17 protein-coding genes are annotated in these 14,580 nt (G+C 38.0%); 13 read left to right on the top strand and 4 right to left on the bottom strand.

What is annotated here, in order from left to right; all coding sequences use genetic code 11:
- Nucleotides 1-146 precede the first annotated feature (146 nt).
- The 4 genes from hemH (at nucleotide 147) to NSS81_RS18980 (ending at nucleotide 4,365) form a co-directional block, all read left to right on the top strand.
- Nucleotides 147-1,079, top strand: coding sequence for a ferrochelatase (gene hemH / locus NSS81_RS18965; protein ID WP_342430195.1), 933 nt, complete (start codon nucleotides 147-149; stop codon nucleotides 1,077-1,079).
- Nucleotides 1,080-1,116: 37 nt separating this feature from the next.
- Nucleotides 1,117-2,538 (top strand): protoporphyrinogen oxidase, encoded by a 1,422-nt coding sequence (gene hemY / locus NSS81_RS18970; protein WP_342430196.1) that lies wholly within the window; start codon nucleotides 1,117-1,119, stop codon nucleotides 2,536-2,538.
- Between the two features lie 91 nt (nucleotides 2,539-2,629).
- Complete coding sequence (locus tag NSS81_RS18975) at nucleotides 2,630-3,364, top strand: MBL fold metallo-hydrolase (protein WP_342430197.1); 735 nt, start codon at nucleotides 2,630-2,632, stop codon at nucleotides 3,362-3,364.
- Between the two features lie 14 nt (nucleotides 3,365-3,378).
- Complete coding sequence (locus NSS81_RS18980) at nucleotides 3,379-4,365, top strand: lipoate--protein ligase (RefSeq protein ID WP_342430198.1); 987 nt, start codon at nucleotides 3,379-3,381, stop codon at nucleotides 4,363-4,365.
- 2 nt (nucleotides 4,366-4,367) lie between these two features.
- On the opposite strand, the gene NSS81_RS18985 is transcribed toward NSS81_RS18980, so the two are convergent.
- Complete coding sequence (locus NSS81_RS18985; protein WP_342430199.1) at nucleotides 4,368-4,706, bottom strand: hypothetical protein; 339 nt, start codon at nucleotides 4,704-4,706, stop codon at nucleotides 4,368-4,370.
- 107 nt (nucleotides 4,707-4,813) lie between these two features.
- Here NSS81_RS18985 and NSS81_RS18990 point away from each other — a divergent pair, with 107 nt between their 5' ends.
- On the top strand, nucleotides 4,814-6,370 hold the full coding sequence (locus NSS81_RS18990) for a fatty acid--CoA ligase family protein (RefSeq protein ID WP_342430200.1): 1,557 nt from the start codon (nucleotides 4,814-4,816) through the stop codon (nucleotides 6,368-6,370).
- A 79-nt stretch (nucleotides 6,371-6,449) separates the two neighbouring features.
- Nucleotides 6,450-7,226 (top strand): enoyl-CoA hydratase-related protein, encoded by a 777-nt coding sequence (locus tag NSS81_RS18995; protein ID WP_342430201.1) that lies wholly within the window; start codon nucleotides 6,450-6,452, stop codon nucleotides 7,224-7,226.
- A gap of 173 nt (nucleotides 7,227-7,399) precedes the next feature.
- On the opposite strand, the gene NSS81_RS19000 is transcribed toward NSS81_RS18995, so the two are convergent.
- Nucleotides 7,400-7,549 carry a hypothetical protein gene (locus tag NSS81_RS19000; protein ID WP_095251033.1) on the bottom strand — a complete coding sequence of 50 codons (150 nt, stop codon included), beginning with the start codon at nucleotides 7,547-7,549 and terminating at the stop codon, nucleotides 7,400-7,402.
- Between the two features lie 252 nt (nucleotides 7,550-7,801).
- On the opposite strand from NSS81_RS19000, the gene NSS81_RS19005 reads away from it, so the two are divergent.
- The 3 genes from NSS81_RS19005 to NSS81_RS19015 all read left to right on the top strand — a co-directional run bounded on the left by NSS81_RS19005 (nucleotide 7,802) and on the right by NSS81_RS19015 (nucleotide 10,203).
- Nucleotides 7,802-8,533 carry an AzlC family ABC transporter permease gene (locus NSS81_RS19005; RefSeq protein WP_342430202.1) on the top strand — a complete coding sequence of 244 codons (732 nt, stop codon included), beginning with the start codon at nucleotides 7,802-7,804 and terminating at the stop codon, nucleotides 8,531-8,533.
- Nucleotides 8,523-8,831: an AzlD domain-containing protein gene (locus NSS81_RS19010; RefSeq protein ID WP_342430203.1), complete on the top strand. Its 309-nt coding sequence runs from the start codon at nucleotides 8,523-8,525 to the stop codon at nucleotides 8,829-8,831. The genes NSS81_RS19005 and NSS81_RS19010 overlap by 11 nt, the downstream gene beginning before the upstream one ends.
- 103 nt (nucleotides 8,832-8,934) lie before the next feature.
- Nucleotides 8,935-10,203 (top strand): M48 family metallopeptidase, encoded by a 1,269-nt coding sequence (locus NSS81_RS19015; protein WP_342430204.1) that lies wholly within the window; start codon nucleotides 8,935-8,937, stop codon nucleotides 10,201-10,203.
- A gap of 84 nt (nucleotides 10,204-10,287) precedes the next feature.
- On the opposite strand, the gene NSS81_RS19020 is transcribed toward NSS81_RS19015, so the two are convergent.
- Nucleotides 10,288-10,521 (bottom strand): IDEAL domain-containing protein, encoded by a 234-nt coding sequence (locus NSS81_RS19020; RefSeq protein WP_342430205.1) that lies wholly within the window; start codon nucleotides 10,519-10,521, stop codon nucleotides 10,288-10,290.
- A gap of 190 nt (nucleotides 10,522-10,711) precedes the next feature.
- On the opposite strand from NSS81_RS19020, the gene NSS81_RS19025 reads away from it, so the two are divergent.
- The gene (locus tag NSS81_RS19025) at nucleotides 10,712-11,275 is read left to right on the top strand and encodes a competence protein ComK (RefSeq protein ID WP_342430206.1); all 564 of its coding nucleotides are present in this window, start codon (nucleotides 10,712-10,714) and stop codon (nucleotides 11,273-11,275) included.
- A gap of 4 nt (nucleotides 11,276-11,279) precedes the next feature.
- Here the strand turns inward: NSS81_RS19025 and NSS81_RS19030 are convergent, their stop codons facing one another.
- Nucleotides 11,280-11,645: a hypothetical protein gene (locus NSS81_RS19030; protein WP_342430207.1), complete on the bottom strand. Its 366-nt coding sequence runs from the start codon at nucleotides 11,643-11,645 to the stop codon at nucleotides 11,280-11,282.
- A gap of 233 nt (nucleotides 11,646-11,878) precedes the next feature.
- Between NSS81_RS19030 and NSS81_RS19035 the strand changes: the two genes are divergently transcribed.
- The 3 genes from NSS81_RS19035 to lepB all read left to right on the top strand — a co-directional run bounded on the left by NSS81_RS19035 (nucleotide 11,879) and on the right by lepB (nucleotide 14,278).
- Nucleotides 11,879-12,823 (top strand): LCP family protein, encoded by a 945-nt coding sequence (locus NSS81_RS19035; RefSeq protein WP_342430208.1) that lies wholly within the window; start codon nucleotides 11,879-11,881, stop codon nucleotides 12,821-12,823.
- A 245-nt stretch (nucleotides 12,824-13,068) separates the two neighbouring features.
- On the top strand, nucleotides 13,069-13,734 hold the full coding sequence (locus tag NSS81_RS19040) for a TVP38/TMEM64 family protein (protein ID WP_342430209.1): 666 nt from the start codon (nucleotides 13,069-13,071) through the stop codon (nucleotides 13,732-13,734).
- On the top strand, nucleotides 13,724-14,278 hold the full coding sequence (gene lepB / locus NSS81_RS19045; RefSeq protein WP_342430210.1) for a signal peptidase I: 555 nt from the start codon (nucleotides 13,724-13,726) through the stop codon (nucleotides 14,276-14,278). Before NSS81_RS19040 ends, lepB begins: the two co-directional genes overlap by 11 nt.
- The last annotated feature ends 302 nt before the right edge of the window (nucleotides 14,279-14,580 follow it).

The raw sequence follows: 14,580 nt of genomic DNA on the forward strand, positions 1-14,580 counted from the left end.
TTTGGCACAATAGAATAAGCTTTATTTTAAAGAGGGCCCTATTTTAATTAAGGGCCCTTTAAATCCTAAATCAAGACTCTTATCTGACAAAGGGCAAGGTTAATAGGAAGTTAAGCAATAAGACTTGATAATGAGGTGTGAAAAAAATGACAAAAAGAAAAATGGGATTACTAGTAATGGCATACGGTACCCCATATCAATTAGATGACCTTGAACGCTATTACACACATATACGCCATGGCAGAAAGCCAACAGTAGAAATGCTTGAAGACCTTCGCAATCGCTATGAATCAATTGGCGGTCTTTCTCCGCTTGCTAAAGTAACACTTGAACAGGCTAAAAAGCTTGAAGAGCATATGAATCTGATACAGGATGAAATTGAGTTTAAAATGTACCTTGGACTTAAACACATTGAGCCATTTATTGAGGATGCAGTTAAGCAAATGCATAATGATGGTATTGAAGAGGCAGTAAGTATTGTTCTTGCCCCTCATTTTTCAACCTTCAGCATTAAGTCGTATAATGGCAGAGCAGCGGAAGAGGCCGAAAAACTGGGCGGTCCAAAGATTACTTCTATTGAAAGCTGGTATAATGAGCCGAAATTTATCAACCACTGGGTTAAGAAGGTAAAGGAGATTTATCAGCAAATGCCAGAAGAAGAAAAAGAGAATGCGATGCTGATTGTTTCTGCCCATAGCTTACCAGAGAAGATTTTACAATTTGGAGATCCCTATCTAAATCAACTGAAGGAAACAGCAGATTTAATCGCTGAACAGGCTGGGATAGATAAATATGAAATAGGCTGGCAAAGTGCAGGAAATACGCCAGAGCCATGGTTAGGGCCAGATGTACAGGATTTAACAAGAGAATTGGCTAAGGAACATCAATATAAAGCTTTCGTCTATGTACCTGTAGGCTTTGTTTGCGAACACCTTGAAGTCTTATATGACAATGATTATGAATGTAAAGTTGTTACCGATGAAGTAGGAGCAAGTTATTATCGTCCTAAAATGCCTAATGCAGACCCTGAATTTATTGATGCACTGGCAACTGTTATCTTGAAAAAATTAACACACTGACAAGTAGCAATAAAATTAATAAAAGAAGGTGAAATCCGTGACGGAAGAAAAACAGATGGTAGTGATTATTGGCGGAGGGATTACTGGAATGACAACCGCATTCTATCTCCAAAAAATAATCGCGGAAAAACAAATGCCCATTGAAATCAAACTTATTGAAGCATCACACCGTCTCGGAGGTAAAATGCAAACCGTTGTAAAAGACGGTTTCACCATTGAAAGAGGACCAGACTCCTTTCTCGCCCGAAAAGTCAGCATGTCCAATCTTGCGAAGGAAGTTGGAATGGAGGATCAACTTGTCCACAATTCAACAGGTAAGTCTTATGTTCTTGTTAATGATGTGCTTCACTCTATGCCTGGCGGTTCGATTATGGGAGTCCCAACGGAGATAGGTCCATTTATTAAAACAGGATTGTTCTCCATTCCAGGAAAAATGAGAGCCTCCGCTGATTTCATTTTGCCTAGATCTCCAGGAGGGAAGGACCAATCCTTAGGACAGTTCTTCCGGAGAAGATTAGGCGATGAGGTGGTTGAAAATTTAATTGAACCGCTATTATCAGGAATTTATGCGGGTGATATTGATGAATTAAGTCTAATGTCAACTTTCCCACAATTCTATGAGGTGGAACAAAAACACCGGAGCCTAATTCTTGGGATGAAAAAGGGAACACCTTCACAGCCGAAAAGTCCTCAAAATAAGGGGAAAGCAAAAGGTGGGTTTTTAACCTTTAAAAGTGGGCTTCAGTCTTTTGCAGACGCGATTGAAGCAAAAATAGAGCCTAAATCAATTTTAAAAGGGCACAGGGTTGAAAAGATTATAAAGGGCAGTAAACGCTATGAACTGTATCTTAATAACGGTGAAACGATAAATGCAGATTGTATTGTTGCTGCAACCCCACACAAGGTAACGCAATCAATGTTTTCACAATATAGTTTTTTTGATCCTTTTAAATCTGTACCTTCTACTTCTGTTGCTACCGTAGCTCTTGCTTTTCCAAAGGAAGCGGTAAAAAAGGATATCGACGGAACGGGATTTGTTGTTTCTAGAAGGGGAGATTATTCCATTACAGCCTGCACATGGACTCACAAAAAATGGGAACATTCTACTCCAGAAGGAAAAGTATTACTCCGTTGTTATGTCGGAAGGTCTGGGGATGAAACGATTGTCGACCTCTCTGATGATAGAATTATCCAGATTGTACTTGAAGACTTAAGTAAAACGATGGATATTACAATGAAACCAGACTTTGCTATTGTCTCTCGTTGGAAAGACTCAATGCCTCAGTACACTGTAGGGCATAAGCAACGTCTTGAATCGATTAATCAGCATGTTAAAGCAGAACTTCCTGGGGTCTTTTTAGCTGGTTCATCTTATGGCGGTGTGGGTCTGCCTGATTGTATCGACCAAGGGGAAAAGGCTGTAAAAGAGGTTTTAGATTACCTGAAGATGAATGATTAATTCTAAGAAGCTGATTGATCTAGCAGCTTCTTTTTTTTGCCATATTTTTGGTATAGTAAGAAATATAATTTAATGTGATGGAGGCTAGATAATGAAACTTACGGTTATTGGGTTTTGGGGTGGTTATCCAAAAAAGAATGGGGCAAGCTCTGGCTATCTGCTCGAGCATGATGGTTTTCACTTATTAATTGATTGCGGCAGCGGGGTTCTCTCTAAACTGCAAAATATCATTCAACCAGAGGAACTAGATGCTGTTTTGATTTCACATTACCATCCAGACCATATTGCTGATATAGGTGTCCTACAGCATGCTAGGCTGATTCAAGGATTTTTAGGGGAGAAACCACCTACATTGCCTATTTACGGGCACCAGTTTGATGAGGCAGAGTACTCGAAGCTAACCTATAAAGATATTACTAGTGGAATCGCCTACCAGCCTAGTGATATTCTTACAGTCGGTCCCTTTCAAGTAGCATTTTTAAAAACGGAGCATCCTGTTCCATGCTATGCCATGAGAATTGTGGCGGGTGGTAAATCATTGGTATACACCGCGGATGGCTCTTTTAAAGAGGAACTTATTGAATTTAGCAGGGAAGCAGATCTTTTGTTATGTGAATGTAACTTTTTCGGTCACCAAAATGGAAAGTCGGCTGGCCATATGAACAGTATCGAGGCAGGTCAGTTTGCCGAAAAATCAGCTGTTAAACAATTAATACTCACACATCTTCCTCAATACGGAGAGTTATCTGAGCTTGTGCGTGAGTCGTCTACCGAATTTACTGGTATAATAAAGCTTGCAGATGAATTTTTAACTATTTCACTATAAAGGGGAAGTATTGAATGTTATTTATTGATAATAAAGGCATCACCGATCCGAGAATTAATCTAGCGATTGAAGAATATGCATTGAAAAATCTTGATATTAATGAAACATATTTATTATTTTACATAAATGAACCATCAATAATCATTGGGAAAAATCAAAATACCGTTGAAGAAATTAACACGGAATATGTTGAGGGAAATGGAATTCATATTGTTCGCAGATTGTCTGGTGGGGGAGCCGTTTACCATGATTTAGGGAATCTGAACTTTAGTTTTATCACGAAGGACGATGGCGAAAGCTTTCATAATTTCCGGAAGTTTACGGAGCCCGTGGTTGCTGCACTCAGAAAGCTGGGAGTCAATGCAGAGTTAAGCGGCAGAAATGATCTTCTAGCTGAAGGCAGAAAGATTTCTGGAAATGCCCAATTCTCTACAAAGGGCAGAATGTTCTCCCATGGAACGCTTCTTTTCAATTCGGAGATGGACCATATTGTCTCGGCATTAAGGGTAAAGAAAGATAAAATTGAATCAAAGGGAATTAAATCCGTTCGAAGCCGGGTGGCTAATATTTCCGAATTTCTTGAAGAAAAAATGGAGATTGAAGAGTTTCGCTCACTGATTTTACAAAATATTTTTGAAGGCGAAGAGATTACGGAATATGTTCTAACGGAGGAAGATTGGGAGAAAATTCACCAACTTTCAAAGGAACGCTATCAGAGTTGGGAATGGAATTATGGAAAATCACCGAAGTTTAATCTTCAGCACTCCCATCGTTTCCCTGTAGGGCAAATCGATGTTCGTTTAGAGGTTAACAAAGGTGTTATTGAAAATTGTAAAATCTATGGTGACTTCTTTGGAGTTGGCGATGTAAGTGAAATCGAGAAAATGCTTGTTAATGTACGCTATGAAAAAAACGAGCTGGAAGAAGTACTGAAAGATGTGGATACGTCATATTACTTTGGAAATATTTCAAAAGAAGAGTTTATCAATTTAATTTATTAGGATTACGCGGTGATGCAGATCACCGTTTTTTTTTTGCTGTGTGAAACAGGTCTGTTGATTGGAGCTCCAGGCACTTCGCTTTCCGCAGGCGTGCCGGTGAGCCTCCTCGGCGCTAAAGCGCCTGTGGGGTCTCCCCAGCCCCGTACTCCTGCAGGACATTGACTAGGCTTCCTTGAATATTCACCGCACGAAGGAAATGCGGTAGCATTTTCGAGGAGTTCTTCGTGCCTTCCGCTCCAATCAACAGAGTGTACTAAATCAACGATGTCCTTAACACAGCCTTGTATTAAAATTTCATCGTTAATCAACTCTTTTGGATATTTTATGATATTTACAGTCAAAAGCTGAGTATCTTATACTTGAATACTTAAATTTCTTAAAATATAATATATTTAGAAAGTTTTTACTTATTAGTGAATGGGTGCTCATTCACAGGGGAGGGGAAAAAATGAATCTGTCTACTCAGCTTCATGAAACAGCAAAAAAAATGGCAAGTAAACCAGCCTATTATTTTATGGGACAAGAGACTTCTTATCGTGAATTAGATGCAGCGATTACAAAGTTTGCGTCTGGTCTTGAAAAACTGGGGGTAAAACAAGGGGACCACATTGCATTGCTGCTTGGAAACTCACCGCACTTTGTCATTAGTATGTATGGTGCCTTAAGGTTAGGTGCTACAGTTATTCCGGTAAATCCGATATATACAGCAGATGAAATCGGTTACATATTAAATAACGGTGATGTAAAAGTGGTTGTCGCCCTTGATATGGCCATTCCTTTGGCGGAAAAGATGCATACATTCTTGCCTAAAGTAGAGCAATTTGTGTTCTGTGAAACGAGCGAAAATGGTATTGCACAACATCAAATTGAAAGTTTATCACTATCTTCCAAAATGAAATCGTTTCCAGAAGTTATTGCCTCCGGAGAACTTAGCTTTAAAGGTCCAGAACTAAATGATGATGACGTCGCTCTTATCCTTTATACTTCAGGTACAACGGGGAAACCAAAAGGTGCGATGCTTTCTCAAAAGAATTTAAGTAGCAATGCGAAGGATGTTGGCGAATACCTAAGAATGAATGATGAAGATCGTGTGATTACGACCTTGCCTATGTTTCATGTCTTTTGTTTAACAGTGGCATTAAATGCACCGTTATTAAGCGGGGCAACGATGTTGATTGTTCCAAGATTCAGTCCAAAGGAAATTTTTGAGCTTGCAAAAGAATATCAGGCAACTGTATTTGCTGGAGTACCGACGATGTATAATTTTCTCTATCAACTCCCGGATGCAAATCCTGAGGATCTTTCTACACTGCGTCTATGTGTTTCTGGTGGTGCATCTATGCCTGTTGCTCTACTAAATAATTTCGAACAAAAATTTAATGTGCGCGTTTCAGAAGGGTATGGGTTATCTGAAGCCTCGCCAGTTACTTGCTTCAACCCACTTGACCGTCCGCGGAAAGCAGGGTCAATTGGTACATCGATCCTCCATGTTGAAAATAAAATTGTCAATGAACTTGGAGAAGAGCTCCCAGCTGGCGAAGTCGGCGAATTAATTGTACGTGGTCCAAATGTAATGAAGGGCTATTATAAAATGCCTGAGGAATCAGCTGCAACGATCCGTGATGGATGGCTTTATACTGGTGACCTTGCGAGAATGGATGAAGAGGGGTATTTTTATATTGTCGACAGGAAAAAAGATATTATCATAGTGGGCGGTTACAACGTCTATCCGCGTGAAGTCGAAGAAGTGCTTTATAATCATACGGATGTTGTTGAAGTAGCCGTTTTAGGTGTACCGGATCCGAACCTTGGTGAGGCGGTAAAATGTTATTTAGTCAGCAAAAATCCTGCTGTTACAGAAGAACAATTACTAGATTATTGTAAGGAACATCTAGCAAAATATAAGATTCCTGTATCTATTGATTTCTTAGAAGAACTTCCAAAGAACACAACAGGAAAAATTCTAAGAAGAGCCTTGAAAGCTCAGGTTACTCAAACGGTCTAAAAGTAGAAATCAAATCTTAAATAAGAAGGCAGGCCACAGGAGCCTGCCTTCTTTAAGATTAAGGAGGAGGAAACTTTCAATGGAGAAGATTCTATTTGATATAAATGACCATGTCGCAATCGTTACGATTAATCGGGAAAAATCCCTCAATGCCTTCAATTATGAAACATTGATCGAATTACAAGCGAAGGTAGAAGAAATTCGTAGCAATAAGTCTATTCGTGTGGTTATCTTCATTGGCGCAGGAGAAAAGGCATTCAGTGTCGGTGCTGATTTGAAGGAGCGCAAAAACCTTACAGATGAGCAGGTGAGACGAAACTTATATAAAATAAATGAAGTCTTTACGATGATTGACCAGCTTCCGCAGCCAACCATTGCAGCAATTAACGGGTTTGCCTTTGGTGGCGGCATGGAATTAGCCTTGGCCTGTGATTTTCGGATTGCTGCCGAAGAAGCCGTTATGGGGTTAACAGAAACGGGTCTTGCGATTATACCTGGGGCAGGCGGCACCCAGCGCTTACCAAGGTTAATCGGGGAGGCAAGGGCGCTTGAACTCATCCTAACGGCACGGAGACTGTCAGCTAACGAAGCTGACACCTATGGAATGCTAACCAGGGTTGTCGGACGGAAAGAGTTATTGAAGGAATGCCTTACATTTTCTGCACAATTACTTGCAAATGGTCCCATTGCCGTTCAGCAGGCAAAATTTGCGATTAAAAATGGAATGAATACGGATTTGAATACGGGATTGCAGATTGAACGCAAGGCATATGAAGTCACACTCCCAACTGAAGATCGACTAGAGGCACTACAGGCCTTTGCCGAAAAAAGAAAGGCGGATTTCAAAGGGCAGTAGAACATGGCAACCAAGCAGTTTGTTTAATCGAGGTATATTTTTCCAATTATTTTAAATTATTCTATATTAGTTCTTACGATGAATACAATGTTTCTTAACTATCGCAATTGAAAAAAGAACTTCGAATAAGAAAAACATAGGGAGATTTTAGTCTTCCTATGTTTTCATTCATATTATTTATCTGTTTGTTTTTGCTTCTTTTTCAAATACTCCGCACGCATTTTTTCAAGTTGCTGCTTTTTATCAAATTTGGCAGGCGTCTGTTTTTCATGAAACTTCGTCACAGCTACCTGACCTTTGTAATCCAATTGATATTTTCCCACTTTGTTCACCTACTTTTCTTGTCTTTAAAGAGAATCTATTCAACAAATATAATATACCTTATTTTACTGAAGTAAACCTCAATAACTCTATTTCTTGTTTGTTCAGCTCTCTTCTAAAGGTCCAATCAACAGCCAAGTCAAACACAGCCTAAAAAAGTTTCTCAACAACCTCTCATGTTATTTATATTTAAAAATTTATAGAAATTTGTTAGAATTATCTATTAAATGAACTTTTGTACAGGGGGGAAAGAGTTGACAGATTTTGCAATAGGAAAAGAATCTTCGGAGTTTAAAAAAGGATTACAGGCAGGTATTAGCATAGGAATAGGCTATTTTCCGATTGCATTGACTTTTGGGCTTCTCGCAAAAACAACAGGCCTATCCATTTATGAAGCCATATTAATGAGCATGATTGTCTTTGCTGGTGCATCGCAATATATTTCATTGAGCCTCATCGCATATGGCACAGGGATTGTTGAAATAATCATAACAACCTTCATCGTAAACATTCGCCACTTTCTTATGTCTACATCTTTAAATGAGAAGTGTGAGGAGGACCATCTGGGTAATAAGCTGGTTTACTCGTTTGGAATAACAGATGAGACTTTTTCTGTTGTGGCAACAAAGGATGGAACGGTTACGACTGGATTTATGTTTGGTGTGAATTTAATTGCCTATGCCAGCTGGGTCATTTTCACTGGAGCAGGCCATCTCATTGGTGCGAGTCTTCCGCAAACCCTACAAGAAAGTATGGGAGTGGCCCTATACGCGATGTTTGTCGGTTTGTTGGTACCTTCAATGAAGAAAAGTGTAAAAGTGGTTTTTCTAGCAACACTTGCTGCCGTTTTTAATTCTATTTTTACACTAGGCCAAGTCATGGTACAAGGATGGGCAATTGTGACCTCGACTATTCTTTCTGCTGTTATTATTGAACTAATCGAGGTCGGGAAAGCTAAGCAACGGGGTGTGAAGCATGAAGAGTGAAATTATTTGGATGATTATCGGAATGGGGTTGGTTACATATATTCCTCGAATGCTGCCCTTTGTTCTGTTCAAAGGAAAGGAATTACCGCCATTTATTCAAGGTGTATTAAAAAACGTCCCTTTTGCGACTTTAGGGGCATTAATTTTTCCAGCAATTTTCTTAATTCAAGAGAATGATATCTGGTATGGAGTCGTTGGTGCAGCTGCCGCCTTCCTTGCTGCATTTATAGGAGCGAATATCATAGTAGTAGTTCTAGGGGCAATTACCGTTTTATCCATATACTCCTATTTTCTCTAAGTCGGTCTTTTTTGAGGCTTTTTTCTATTCGTATGTTCTAAATCCTTACTTTCTAACTAAACTATCTATAGAGAGGCTGTACAAAAAGGGGGACAAAACAAACATGGTTAGAAAAATGGGTGTCTATGCGGTTTTGGCCTATGTTTTATATGGGTTGTTTTTTTATTGGTATATATTTTACTTTGCTGATACAAGTCTGCCCTTTGAATATCAAGGGACGAAGGCAGATCCTGCTACCTTTTTAAATGGACGGGAATTAATGTTAAGTGAAGAATATTCGAAAATAAGAAACCTGCTATTTTTCTTATCCACTCCACTGGAATGGCTATTTTATTTGCTCATCTTATTATTTGGTTTTTCAAAAGCTTTCAAGCGGTGGGCGGAAAGTTCATCTAATTATAAGGTGCTTCAAACAGCGATTTATCTTATTTGGTTATCTTTTTTCGCTTATTTGGCGACATTCCCATTAAGCTATATTAGTTATTCACTTTCAAAGACGTACAATATCTCAACGCAGACCTTTTCTTCATGGATGAAGGAAGAGTTAATCGACTTCTGGATAAATTATGGAACATTAATGATTATTGTCTCTGTCCTATATTGGCTGATGAAGAAAAGTACGAAGCGATGGTGGCTATATGGCTGGTTATTATCGGTTCCGTTTACTATTTTTATGATGTTTTTACAGCCAATTATCATTGACCCATTATATAATGAATTTTCTCCGTTAAAGAATAAGGAGCTCGAGATAAAAATATTAGCTTTAGCTGAAAAGGCTCAAATTCCTGCAGAACATGTATTTGAAGTAAATATGGCCGATCAGACGAATGCCTTAAATGCCTATGTGACCGGGATTGGCTCTAATGCACGAATTGTTCTTTGGGATACCACGTTAAATAAATTGTCGGATAATCAAATTTTATTTATTATGGCTCATGAAATTGCCCACTATGTTGAAAAACATATCTATATCGGAATTGCTATCTATCTGATGCTCTCGCTTGTCGGTTTATATTTAACCTATCGAATCATGAATTGGGCTGTAGCAAGCTGGGGAAAAGAACTGAAAATAGCAGACGTGAAGGATTTTAAATCAGTGCCATTATTTTTTATGATCCTTTCGATGCTGATGTTTGCTGCCAGTCCGCTTTCGAACTTTATTTCACGCTATGAAGAGACCAGGGCAGATCGATATGCAATTAACATGACCCAAGATACAGAAGCTGCGATAACATCCTTCCAGGAACTAACGAAAGCGGGTTTAAGTCAGGTTAATCCGCCATTATTGGTTAAGATTTTTCGCTATAGTCATCCGTCTATGCTAGATCGTATTTCCATGCTGGAAGAATATGAAACCAATCACACGAAGTAAAGAATCAGGTACAGCTTTTGTACCTGATTCTTTATTTTAGGTACATAGAGAAAACCGTCTTTTTAGACGGTTTTGGCAGGAGCATTAAGTTCCGAAGCGCTTGTTTAGGTCTGTGAGCTGTTTAGACAGATGGAAAAAACATTTCTGATCACGCTGATCAATGGCAGAATCAATTTTCTTTAATAATTTTTCCTTTTGAACGGTTAGTTGGATTTCTGATAAGAGCATATCAATGTATAAATCCTGGACGTAGTTTTCTTTCCTTTGACGGTTCATGGCACCAATTTTCATTAATTCCGTGTATGATTTTTCATTCATGGAAATCACCTCTGATGCTTTTTATTATTATATGGGATATTTCTGATAATATCAACGAATTTTTATAATTTTCAGAATTACATTTCCGTAACAACTTTGTGAATAAATTCGTAACAATTCTGAAAAATAAGTTAACAAAATATTAGAAATGATATGATGGAAAAAATATGCAATTTAGGAGCTGATGGTTTTGAAGCAGAGACAAATAGAAGAATATGAAGTGAATCCTTTTACGTTGTTTATTAAACCTAAGAGGTATGGAAATAAAGTTTATTCCCAAATTATTGAAGTTGAAGATGAATTTTTATCCCCTTTAAAACCGCTTGATATCATCAAAAATAGCTGTTTCGGTAGCGACTATGAAGGCTGCAGAAAAGGTTCAATGCTGTTAATTAATGCCAAACACAAAATTCCCATTGCCATCGACCCTACCAACAACCTTTTTTTCTTTCCTACTGCATCACCGAATCGTGAGGAGTGTATTTGGATTTCACTTGATCATATCAAGGACCTGCTCCGCATTTCTCCTAAAGAAACATTGATTATTTTTCGTAATAAACAGTCCTATATAATCCCTGTTGCATATAGTACCATTCAAAATCAAATATCACATACAGCAACATTAAAATGGAAACTCATGCAAAGAATTGAATACAATCAAAAAAAGTCATTTTATTTGATGAACAGGCCTTTGGCATTGGAGGCATCTGAAAAGTCTCCAAAGTATGGTAAAAATAGTAAAAGTGAAGAATAAATTTTTAATGGGATGTATGTTTTTTTAAGAAATAGGATTGAATTAATTCTTGAACCTTATTCCGTATTCTCGGATTAAAGTAATTATGTGATTCTTCATAGCCTTTGTATAGAAACATATACATTGTAAAGGCATCATCCCGTTTAGTTTCAATGACTTGCAGTTTATTCTTTTTCATATAGAGTTTTACCTCAGCCAATTCTTTCTGGATGGCCTTCATTGTGTCTTCAATTAGCTCTAGATAGGGTTTCTTTAATTTAAATGGGCTCGTTTCAACAACGGATAAATCTCGATTTAAGACGATTAGAACCATCGGCAAATAGATGGCCTTTTCCATAATATCCCTGTCTCCTTCTGGAATTCTCGTCATTTTATCATCGGCACCTTTCTGATCATTTAATCGAACGTCTGTTCTAGTTAATCATACAAAATTCCTTCTAAAAACGCAATGCTTAAAAAGCTTGCGTCTTTTATTTGCAAATTTTGGTACAAGTATGAGAAAGTTTTTAATAGAAGGAAATTTTGTAGGGAAAAATAAAAAAATGTAGAATCTTTAATAGGATATCAGCAAAATAAAAAATTAAACGCAAATGGGTGAGCTAAATGAGATCTGAAAAGCATAAAAAAAAGAAAAGAAAATGGACTTCTGTATTACTTGTATTATTTGTACTAGTTGGTGGTATCGCAGGCTATTCTTATTTTCAATATAAGCAGGGTATAAACCAATCAAATAAAAAAATTAATCAAGATAATGAAAATGGTGTAACTGAACAGGTATATACTTTTAATGGAAAAAAAGATCAGTATGGTGCGACTAACATTCTTTTATTAGGCAGCGATACTCGTGGAGAGAAAGATGCACGTGCCGATACAATCATGATTGCTCATTATAATGAAGATAAAGGGACCTATAAATTGACTTCGATTATGAGGGATAGTTATGTTGATATTCCAGGTCATGGGAGTCATAAGATTAACCAGGCATTTAGGCTTGGCGGACCTGAGCTTATGAGAAAAACCATAAAGGAAAACTTCGATATTGATCTCCAGTACTTTACGATTGTAGACTTTGAAGGCTTTGTTCAATTAATAGATGAAGCTTTTCCAAATGGAGTTGAAATAAATGTTGAGAAAAAAATGGAGGAAATGATTGGTGTGACATTAGAGCCAGGACTGCAAAGGTTAAATGGTGAGGAAATGCTCGGCTTTGTCCGTTTTCGCCAGGATGCTGTTGGAGATTTTGGTCGTGTGAAGCGCCAGCAACAAGCATTACAGGCGATTGGGGATCAGCTTTCAGGAATACAGACGCTACCGAAACTGCCTAAATTAATTGGTGTGGTCACACCTTATGTCAATACAAATATGAATACCGGAGATATCTTATTTATGGCGAAAGATTTCTTTTCAAAAGACAGAGGTGTAGTGGAGACGTTTAGAATACCCGTCCAAGATAGCTATAAAGACACACGAATAACAGGCGAAGGTCTTGTTTTGGAAATAGATTTGGAACAGAATAAAGAGGCTTTCCATCAATTTATGACACAATAGCTTTCTTAGAGAGGCTCTTTTCGTAAAGAGTGTTGTAAAAACCCAAAAGCCGGTTTTTACGTTTAACTAACTATTTGGAACTTCGAATAAAGTTTACAAGCTCTTTTCTCTATAGAAAATTAGCATATAGGTGAAAATAGCTTAAAACACCTTTATTCTGATTTTAATAGCAATAAAGTTTGAGAAAAGAGCCTTAGGAAAAGAATCACCATCAAATAGGCATATTTTAAAAGGAGCAAAAATCGATGGACTTTGAAGCATTCAAGGAATGGTTTACACTTGAAAATATTATGAGTTTAATTCAAGAATACCGGTCCTTTGGCCCAATCCCAGGAATTTTGCTGCCGATGATTGAAGCGTTTTTACCGTTTCTGCCATTAGTCATATTTGTATTGGCCAATGCAAGTGCTTTTGGATTATGGTTAGGATTTTTATATTCTTGGTTGGGTTCCTGTATAGGGGCACTGCTGCTGTTTTTACTAATTAGGAGATTTGGTCAAAAGCGAATCTTTTCCTTTCTATCAAAACATCCTAAAGTACGAAAGTTGATGGATTGGGTAGACAAACGTGGGTTTGGGCCACTGTTCTTGCTGCTTTGCTTCCCATTTACCCCTTCTGTCGTAGTAAACATAGTGGCAGGCCTTTCAAAAATAAGCATCTATCAATACCTGCTGGCAGTATCAATCGGAAAAATGGTGATGATTTTTACTGTCAGTTTTGTGGGCTATGATATTCGTTCACTGGTATCCCAGCCCTATCGTACAGCAATTGTTTTTGCAATAATTTTTATTCTTTGGTATGTTGGCAAAAGAATTGAAGTAAGATTGAATAAAGCAATAGAAAATGACGATAATGAAAAAATAGATAGAGGTAAACTATTGGAGAAGAGGAGGAGCCTCAATGAAGATTGAATGGAAAAAGGAAGGAATTGAATGGATTAAAGCTTTTGCCATCGGAATTATCATTTTTGCATTTATTCGCGCATTTTTCTTTTCTAATTATATTGTCGAGGGAGAATCGATGATGCCAACACTTCAGGAAGGAAATAAGCTGGTAGTCAATAAATTAGGCTACCATATTGGGGACCTTAACCGTTTTGATGTCATTGTCTTCCATGCCAATGAAAAAGAGGATTTTGTCAAACGAATCATAGGCTTACCAGGAGATAAAATTGAATTTAGAAATGACCAATTATATATAAACGGAAAAAAGTATCAGGAATCATTCTTAACCGTTTATAAGAAGGATACACCGGGAATTAAGTTAACAGAAGATTTTAGCTTAAAGGATAAAACAGGTGAAAATACGGTGCCTGAAGGGAAGTTATTTGTAATGGGGGATAATCGCCTTGGTAGCTGGGATAGTCGTCACTTTGGCTTTATTTCTGCTAGTCAAGTCGTCGGAAAAGTCGACCTCCGTTATTGGCCGCTTAAAGAAATGGATGTAGACTTTTAAAATAGTTTGTAGCAGAAAAGAGCGCGATAAACTCCGCTCTTTTTTTTGTGCCTAGGATTGGTGATTTTCCAAACTCTGTTGATTTGAGCGGAAGGCACGAGACTCCAGCGGGATGTGCAGGTCAGCGGGAGACCCCGCAGGAGCGTAGTGACGAGGAGGCTCCCGGACCGCCCGCGGAAAGTGAAGTGCCTGGAGCGCAAATCAACAGACAAATTTCAAAGCCTCTGTCTAAGAAATACCATTTTTGGCTTGAAGATACGAAGGAAGAATACAAACGTTTGTGCTCCTTTTATGATAGAATA

Source organism: Neobacillus sp. FSL H8-0543 (assembly GCF_038592905.1).
Lineage (GTDB): Bacteria > Bacillota > Bacilli > Bacillales > Cytobacillaceae > Neobacillus.

Excerpts from the sequence above, each read along its gene's own strand:
- hemH (WP_342430195.1), top strand. The coding sequence starts at position 147 with ATGACAAAAAGAAAAATGGGATTACTAGTAATGGCATACGGTACCCCA.
- NSS81_RS18975 (WP_342430197.1), top strand. The coding sequence starts at position 2,630 with ATGAAACTTACGGTTATTGGGTTTTGGGGTGGTTATCCAAAAAAGAAT.
- NSS81_RS18980 (WP_342430198.1), top strand. The coding sequence starts at position 3,379 with ATGTTATTTATTGATAATAAAGGCATCACCGATCCGAGAATTAATCTA.
- NSS81_RS18990 (WP_342430200.1), top strand. The coding sequence starts at position 4,814 with ATGAATCTGTCTACTCAGCTTCATGAAACAGCAAAAAAAATGGCAAGT.
- NSS81_RS18995 (WP_342430201.1), top strand. The coding sequence starts at position 6,450 with ATGGAGAAGATTCTATTTGATATAAATGACCATGTCGCAATCGTTACG.
- NSS81_RS19010 (WP_342430203.1), top strand. The coding sequence starts at position 8,523 with ATGAAGAGTGAAATTATTTGGATGATTATCGGAATGGGGTTGGTTACA.
- NSS81_RS19015 (WP_342430204.1), top strand. The coding sequence starts at position 8,935 with ATGGTTAGAAAAATGGGTGTCTATGCGGTTTTGGCCTATGTTTTATAT.
- NSS81_RS19020 (WP_342430205.1), bottom strand. The coding sequence starts at position 10,521 with ATGAATGAAAAATCATACACGGAATTAATGAAAATTGGTGCCATGAAC.
- NSS81_RS19030 (WP_342430207.1), bottom strand. The coding sequence starts at position 11,645 with ATGACGAGAATTCCAGAAGGAGACAGGGATATTATGGAAAAGGCCATC.
- NSS81_RS19035 (WP_342430208.1), top strand. The coding sequence starts at position 11,879 with ATGAGATCTGAAAAGCATAAAAAAAAGAAAAGAAAATGGACTTCTGTA.
- NSS81_RS19040 (WP_342430209.1), top strand. The coding sequence starts at position 13,069 with ATGGACTTTGAAGCATTCAAGGAATGGTTTACACTTGAAAATATTATG.
- lepB (WP_342430210.1), top strand. The coding sequence starts at position 13,724 with ATGAAGATTGAATGGAAAAAGGAAGGAATTGAATGGATTAAAGCTTTT.